The 7,391-nt window shown below is 70.0% G+C and carries 7 protein-coding genes; 4 read left to right on the top strand and 3 right to left on the bottom strand.

The window, feature by feature from the left end:
- A partial coding sequence (locus tag ABGB06_RS37590; protein WP_347599530.1) for an HAD-IA family hydrolase occupies positions 1 to 649 on the top strand: 649 nt, incomplete at its 5' end.
- 157 nt (positions 650 to 806) lie between these two features.
- Here the strand turns inward: ABGB06_RS37590 and ABGB06_RS37585 are convergent.
- Both ABGB06_RS37585 and ABGB06_RS37580 read right to left on the bottom strand, forming a co-directional pair.
- Complete coding sequence (locus tag ABGB06_RS37585; protein ID WP_347599527.1) at positions 807 to 1,148, bottom strand: hypothetical protein; 342 nt, start codon at positions 1,146 to 1,148, stop codon at positions 807 to 809.
- Positions 1,149 to 1,175: 27 nt separating this feature from the next.
- Positions 1,176 to 1,448, bottom strand: coding sequence for a hypothetical protein (locus tag ABGB06_RS37580; protein ID WP_347599525.1), 273 nt, complete (start codon positions 1,446 to 1,448; stop codon positions 1,176 to 1,178).
- Positions 1,449 to 2,428: 980 nt separating this feature from the next.
- Here ABGB06_RS37580 and ABGB06_RS37575 point away from each other — a divergent pair.
- Entirely contained in the window at positions 2,429 to 4,105 is a 1,677-nt protein-coding gene (locus tag ABGB06_RS37575) for a glycoside hydrolase family 6 protein (protein ID WP_347599536.1), read from the top strand.
- 274 nt (positions 4,106 to 4,379) lie between these two features.
- On the opposite strand, the gene ABGB06_RS37570 is transcribed toward ABGB06_RS37575, so the two are convergent.
- Positions 4,380 to 6,287 (bottom strand): hypothetical protein, encoded by a 1,908-nt coding sequence (locus tag ABGB06_RS37570; RefSeq protein WP_347599523.1) that lies wholly within the window; start codon positions 6,285 to 6,287, stop codon positions 4,380 to 4,382.
- Positions 6,288 to 6,574: 287 nt separating this feature from the next.
- On the opposite strand from ABGB06_RS37570, the gene ABGB06_RS37565 reads away from it, so the two are divergent.
- On the top strand, positions 6,575 to 6,964 hold the full coding sequence (locus ABGB06_RS37565) for a hypothetical protein (protein ID WP_347599520.1): 390 nt from the start codon (positions 6,575 to 6,577) through the stop codon (positions 6,962 to 6,964).
- 244 nt (positions 6,965 to 7,208) lie between these two features.
- Positions 7,209 to 7,367, top strand: coding sequence for a hypothetical protein (locus tag ABGB06_RS37560; RefSeq protein WP_347599517.1), 159 nt, complete (start codon positions 7,209 to 7,211; stop codon positions 7,365 to 7,367).
- Positions 7,368 to 7,391: the final 24 nt, after the last annotated feature.

Genomic DNA, 7,391 nt, shown 5'->3' with positions numbered 1-7,391 from the left:
ACGCGGGCGGACCTGGCACCGAGACCGGGGCCGGGCCGGGGCCGGGCGGCGCCCCGCGCTGACGGTGGACCCGGCCGGCCGGGAGCTCTACCTGGCCCTGGAGTCCGGGCGCCTCTCCCAAGCGGAGTGGAACCTCCGCACCGCCCAGACGCTCGGTCTGACCGAGGCCGAGAACCTCATGGGCCGGGCCTGGGCAGACGTCCAACCGGCGCAGGACGTCATCGCGCTGGCCAAGGCCGCTCGGGAAGCGGGCCTGGTCGTTGGAATGCTCTCCAACAGCTTCGGCCTGGATCCCTACGACCCCTACGCCCATATCGGGGTGTGGGACCTGTTCGACGTCACCGTGATCTCCGAACGCGTCGGGATCGCCAAACCGGACCCGGCGATCTACCAGCTGGCGCTGGATCGCATGGGCCTGGCCGGCCCGGAGTGCGTGTTCGTCGACGACCAGGCGGTCAACCTCCTCCCGGCCGCGGCGCTGGGCCTCACCACCGTCCACGCCGACCCCGCCACCAACTACCTACCCCACCTCACCCGGCTCCTCGACCTGCCGCCGGCGGTCGGACGGCGTCCAGCCGACGCGGTGCCGGCGGTCGGGAGCCGATGCGCCCCCACTCCCGGACAGGAGCAGCAGCCCGCTTCGCACTGAGAACGGGCCGCCGGTGGGAGAGTGCTCATCATCGGACAGGCCGTGCGGAACGCTTCCGCTGAAGCGCCCCCACTGGGCTGCGCTGTTCCCGCAGCGGGCTCCCTTCCCGAGTCACGCGTGCTCAGCGCCCGGCGAACTCCGGTGACCGCCACTTTCGTCAGTGAGCGGGCACCGACACGCAGACCATGGTGGTGTCCTCAAGGGCCTCGACGACCCCGGGCGCCTGCTCCGGAACGTGCACGAAATCGCCTGCGCGCACCGTCACGGCGTCGCTCTCGGCGCCCACTCGCAGCGCTCCGCTGAGCACCACCCAGACCTCCGCCCAGGGGGCCGGCAGGTCGGCACGCGCCCCCGCGTAGAGGAACGATGTATAGGCGCTCATCGATCCGCCCGCCTCTCTGCCCAGAGCGGGCGCCATGAGGATCCGGTCGCCGAAACGGACGGCGTCGTCACCGATCACCGAGCTGAACCTCTGGGCCCGCGAAGGCGTGACCGCCATGTCGAAACTCCTCTTCCTGCAGACGGGTCAGGCGTCGAGCTCGGTCGCGGCGACGGCATGCACGGGCGGCGCCTGGATCCCGAGTTCTCGTGCGATGGCCGGGATCTCCGGGTCCGTGAGGAACCCGTCGTAGTCCTTCGCGTCCCAGTCGAAGACCGACCACACCCGGTGCTCGTCGTCGGGATCGAAATAGACCCGGGCGCCCCGGCAGCCGTGCTCCCGCCGCTTCTGCGCGCCGATGGTCTCGAAGACCTCCAGGAACCGATCGGGGTCGGCAACCCTGGCGATGGTGACGATCATTACCCGCTCCCAAGTCCCGTGGACGGCTCCCCGCCAGTCGATCCGGATCGTAGAACTTCAACGCTGGTTGAAGTCAACTGACTGACGGCGGCGACCCCGACAGGGGCCGCTGGTTGTCAGGAGCGGCGTAGGAGGCGCACGAAGCGGCTGGGCGGCCCGTAGTAGGGGTTCAGCTCGCGGCGACAGGCGACGCAGTGGCCTCCGCCCAGGGGTGGGTGCTGCGGTTTTCTGGGATGTCGCAGTACTGGTCGTCCTGGCGGAGGCGGCCGAGCGGGCACGCTGCCCGCCTGGTGACGGGGCATCATCAATGGCGCCGGCGCCGTCTCCCTCGGCCCGCCCCGCCCGATCCTGGCCGGACGAGGGCAGGTTCGCGATCTCACCGGAGCCTGGGCAGATCAACGCGCCGGTGAGCCGACGGCGGCAGATCATGCGGTAGTCCACGACGACACGCTCTCTGCGCCGTGATCCATGCGAAGGGACGTGCGATACGGCGAACACCAACGTCGCGCGGACGCGAGCGGAGTGAAGTCCGGGAGCGGTCACGCCCCGGGAGTTCGCCCCGGGTGAGGAAGGTATGTGGACCGCGTGAGGTTGGTGGTCACCGGAGAACAGTCAGTGGGAGCGCTCCCAATATGTGTCTAAGTCGCGCACATGTCAAGACTTTTGGCGTGAGTTCATGCTGATTAAGTATCAACGCAGGGATATCTGGGAAGGTCGGTCATCACATCTTCACAGTTCTTGAACATATGTCTGGCGGATGTGGAGACTAGGCGCTACCTTCCTTCCAGTCAGTGGGAGCGCTTCCAAGAGTTCGTCCGCCCAGCGGAACGCCGTGCTCGGTCGCCACGGCACCGCCTCACCGCGAGGGCGGCGGGCTCGACGATCTTCCCGAAAGGACTGGCAACTCCATGAGCCGCACACGCGGACACAGACGTGGGCGCCCCGCACGCGGGCGCCTGGCGCTGCTGGCTGCCGGAACCATGGCCGTCTCGGCGCTGGGGACCGGCGGGATGCTCCAGGGCACGGCCAACGCCGCCGCCGTCGCCTGTTCGGTGGACTACACCACCAACGACTGGGGCTCCGGCTTCACGGCCAACGTCTCCATCTCCAACGAGGGCACCACCGCCCTCGACGGATGGACCCTCACCTATTCCTACACCGGCAACCAGCGCCTGTCCGGCTCGGGCTGGAACGGCGTGTGGTCGCAGTCCGGCAGGAACGTCACCGTCCAGGGCAACGGCTGGAACGCGAACATCCCCGCCGGCCGGTCGGCCTCCACCGGCGCCAACTTCAGCTACTCCGGCACCAACGCCGCCCCGACCAGCTTCTCCGTCAACGGCACGGTCTGCGGCGACGAGGGCGGCGGCCCCGGCGATCCGGGTGACCCGCCCGGCGATCGCGTGGACAACCCGTACGTCGGCGCCGGCGTCTACGTGAACCCCGACTGGTCCGCCAAGGCCGCCGCCGAGCCCGGCGGTTCGGCGATCGCCGACGAGCCGACCGCCGTGTGGCTGGACTCGATCGGCGCGATCACGGGCGGCTCGGCCGGCAACAGCACCGGTCTGGCGGACCACCTGGACAACGCCGTGGAGCAGGCGAACGGCCAGCCCTTCGTCTTCCAGATGGTCACCTACAACCTGCCCGGCCGTGACTGCGCCGCCCTCGCCTCCAACGGCCAGCTCGGCCCGGACGAGATCGACCGGTACAAGAACGAGTTCATCGATCCGATCGCGGACATCCTGCAGGAGTACTCGGCTGCCCATCCGAACCTGCGGATCGTCAACATCATCGAGATCGACTCGCTGCCGAACCTCGTCACCAACGTCAGCCCGCGCGAGACGTTCACGCCCGAATGCGACGAGATGAAGGCCAACGGCAACTACGTCGAGGGCGTCTCCTACGCGCTGTCGCAGTTCGGCGCGATCGGCACCGTCTACAACTACGTGGACGCCGGCCACTACGGCTGGATCGGCTGGGACGACAACCTCACCGCCTCGGCGCAGCTGTTCCACCAGGCCGCGACCACCAACGGGGCGTCCGTGGACGACGTGCACGGCTTCATCGTCAACACGGCCAACTACGGCCCGACTACCGAGCCGTACTACACCATCAACGACTCCATCAACGGCACCTCGGTCCGCCAGTCCGACTGGGTGGACTGGAACCGCTACGTCGACAACCAGTCCTTCGCGCTCGGCTTCCGCCAGGAGCTGATCAGCCAGGGCTTCGACTCGGGCATCGGGATGCTGATCGACACCTCTCGCAACGGCTGGGGCGGCCCCGACCGGCCCACCGGCCCGGGCCCGCAGACCGACGTCAACGCGTACGTCGAAGGCAGCCGCCTCGACGGCCGCTTCCAGGCCGGCAACTGGTGCAACCAGTCCGGCGCCGGCCTCGGCGAACGCCCGACCGCCGCTCCCGTCTCCGGGATCGACGCCTACGCGTGGATCAAGCCTCCGGGGGAGTCCGACGGGGCCAGCCAGTACATCGAGAACCCCGAGGGCAAGGGCTTCGACCGGATGTGCGACCCGACCTACGAGGGCAACCCGCGCAACAACTACAACATGTCCGGGGCGCTGCCCAACGCCCCGCTTGCCGGTCACTGGTTCTCCGCACAGTTCCAGGAGCTGCTGGACAACGCCTATCCTCCCCTGTAACCGGCTGATTCCGTCGCCCTGACCCCGTCCCGTTCCGGAGCTGTGAGGGCTCCGGAACGGGACAGCACTTTCCTTACTTTCCTACGGGACTGTCATCAGCAGGCGCCGGTACGCTCACTGGCACGTCCGGACGGTATGCGGCGAGCAGGCGGCCCGAGGACCTGACAGGCTCTTCGACATCCAGCAGTGGGACCCCGAGCAGGCCACGGCCAGCCACAACCGCACCGCGGCATCCTCCACGCTGGGGTCAGTGTCCTCGGTCAAGGGGGCAGGGTCAGCGGGTGCGGTAGGCGTCGATGATGGTCTGGGTCAGGGTGTTGCCGTCCTGGTCTGCGACCTCGGCCCGGAACGAGACGCTGCCTCCGGCCGACGGGTTGTCGACGGTGATCTGCCCGTCGCGGACGGGCGTTTCCGTCCACGTCGCGCCGCCGTCGAGGGAGGTGGAGACGGTGACGTCCAGCGACGCGGGGTCCGCGCCGGCGGGCGAGCCCTGGACGGTGACCGGGACCTCGACGCTCTCGCCGGCGGGCGAGGTGTTGTCCACTGCCAGCTCGGGCGCGAACCTGACGGCGTACGCCGGCACAGGCACCGGCCCGTCCTCCGGGCCGGCGGCGGAGGCGAAGGTGTACTCGGCGACCACCTCGGTGCTCACCGTGGAGACCGTGGTGTCCCGGGCGATCGAGGTGACCAGCCGGTACTCCGCCTCCTCGGCCGGCACCTCGAACTCCACGTGGTCGATGGGTCCTTCGGCCGTGGCGTACTCCTGGCCGTCGCGGTAGAGCGTGGTGACGGCGCCGTCGTAGAGCGCGTCGCCCTCGCCGGTAGGGTCCCAGGTGCGGTGCCCGGCGCCGTCGGCGAGCAGGTTGACCGCGCCGTGGAGGGTGTTCCCCGACCGGAACAGGCCGTCATCCGCGGTGGAGATCACCGGTCCGAAGACGCCGGTGTTGAACGTCTCGTGGCGCTCCTCGCCCGGACGGTGGCGTATCTCGCCCGTGGTGTACGCCCCGTGGGCATCGTTGCTGGCATTGAAGCTGTGCTCCCAGAGGATGTCGTCCGCCCGGACGTACACCTCGCTGGTCAGCGGCAACAGCGCGTCCTCGCTCCAGACGGAGAAGTTGACGGACGGCGTGGTGAGCAGGAAGCCCCTGTCGCCCTTGAGGGTCTTCCCCGCCTCGACGGTGATCCTGGCCATGTCCTGCCAGTCGGTGTGCAGGGTCAGGCCGGTGTAGAACCCCTCCGACCGGGAGTCGGCGGCGTGGAACTCGCGCTCGCCGTCGTCCACGGTCCTGTAGACCTCCCCGCTGAGCTCGTACGCTTCGGAGGGCTCGCCGAGCTGCGCGGTGCCAACCCCGCCCGGCAGTTGGCCGGGCGTACTCAACGAGGCGCCGAACCCCGTGTCGGCGCCCGGCGGCAGCATCTCCCAAGCCATCGTCATCTGCGGCCACCCGACGGGCTCGTCCTCGAAGGTGAGGTCCATCTCCTTCGTGGCGGCGGCCGGAAGGTCCAGCGTGGTGTCCCCGGTGACCGACACGTGCGGCATCAGCAACCAGTCGTACCCCACGGTCTCACCGCCCTCCAGACGGTCGACCAGGGCGTACACCGCGTACTCCCCGACGGGAAGCTCGATGTCGACCGTGACGTCGTCCGGGCCCGTGGGTTCCACGTAGGTGCGCTCCCACGTCTCCAGATCCATGACCCTGGCGTACCAGGACGCGGTCGCCTCGCCCGCGCGGTCGGTGGGCGCGACGGTCACCGTCGCCGTCTCCGCCGCAGCGTCCCGCCCGACAGAAGACGACAGGTCATGGCCCGGACTGGTGACGTTGAACGCCCCCGGATCCAGCGTCCCGTCCTCGATACCGCCCCAGGCCGACTGGGGAATGACCTCGGTCTCCCCGTCACGGGTGAGCGTGTCGTACCCGCCGACACCCACCCCCTGGCCACCGGCGCGGTCCGTGCCGGAACCCGCATCGCTGATCACACCAGCGACCCCGCCCCCCTCGTCCACCACCACACGCTCACCCGTCGGCAGGGTGACCTGCCGCGCCACCGACGCCGCGCCCGCCGCGTCGGGCTCGCTCGGGACGGCCTGAGCCCCGGCCGGACCCCAGGCCGGACCCCAGGCCGTCAGCGCCGTCAGCGCCGTCACCGCCGTCACCGTCGCGCAGACCGCGACGCCGACCATCCCACGCCGCCTTCGCCTCGCTCGCGTTCCTCGTAGTGCCACGTGCGCTCCCTTCGATGGGACGGCCCGGCGGCCGCCTCACCGAACAGACGTGTCGAGCACCCAGGAACTATTCCGACCCACCCCGGTCATCGAACCGTCACCTCGGGTGATCAGTCGGCTAGGGAAGCAGGATCTGCTGCTGCCGCCGCGCCAGCGCTGCGGTTCCCTGGGGTCTTCTCAAGGTTGGGGTCCGGGTCTGTGGGCAACCCGTGATACCGCGTGCTGCCACGAGAGGAGCGATCACAATGGACCGTGAACAGCTGCACGAGGAACCCGTCTCCGTCCAGCTCAGCGGATGCAGCAAGGAGGACGCCCGGATCGTGTTCGAGGTGCTGGGCGCGTGCTTCGAGTCCGACCGCTCCCCCGACGACGTACCGCAGCAGTTGCATGAGACCCGGCCCATGGTGTGGCTCGGCACGTTCGAGGTCTCGCACGCGCGGGAAGTCCCGCCTTCCGCTCCGCCTGCCCGGCTCTCGTCCTCGGTCGAGGCCGACGCGCAAGGCGGCTACTGGGCCATCGAACGGCTGCGCGCGACGTTGGACTCCCTGTTCACCGTGCACGACCTGGGCTCGGCCTCGGGCGACCAGGAACGGGAGCTGCACCTGCTGCTGGAGAGCCGTCCCGGCCTCCCCTGACCCCGGCCGGACCTCTCGGGCGACAACGTGCCGCCGGTAGGGAACACCGGCGGCCGCCGTGCTCGCCCGGCGAGGACGGTGGGCTCACCCCCGGGCATCACTTCGCGGCGGACGTGGCGGGCTGTCCCAGCCAATCCGATGCGCACGTCGGCCCGGCAGGGCGTGAGCTGCGGCGCGCGGAGCACGACGGTTGTTCCGTCCCGACACCGAGCGCGGAGTCGCACCACACGGTCGCGCGGATGCCGTGAAGGTGCGCCTGTGGCCGCACGAGCTGGTCCGGAAGCGGGCCGCAGGTGGCCGCATCGACGACAGCGTGGTGCGGCGGAGCATGGCCGGCGAGACGGAGACCGCGGCCGACTACGCCGCGGCCCTGCCCCACCCTTCCGGGCCAGGCCGCGGGTAGTCGGTTTCCACCCGGCGGCGGGCG

This window comes from Streptomyces sp. B6B3 (genome assembly GCF_039871525.1).
GTDB lineage: Bacteria > Actinomycetota > Actinomycetes > Streptomycetales > Streptomycetaceae > Streptomyces.
Note: the sequence above shows the minus strand (reverse complement) of the source record. Positions and strands in the feature narration are given on the sequence as shown.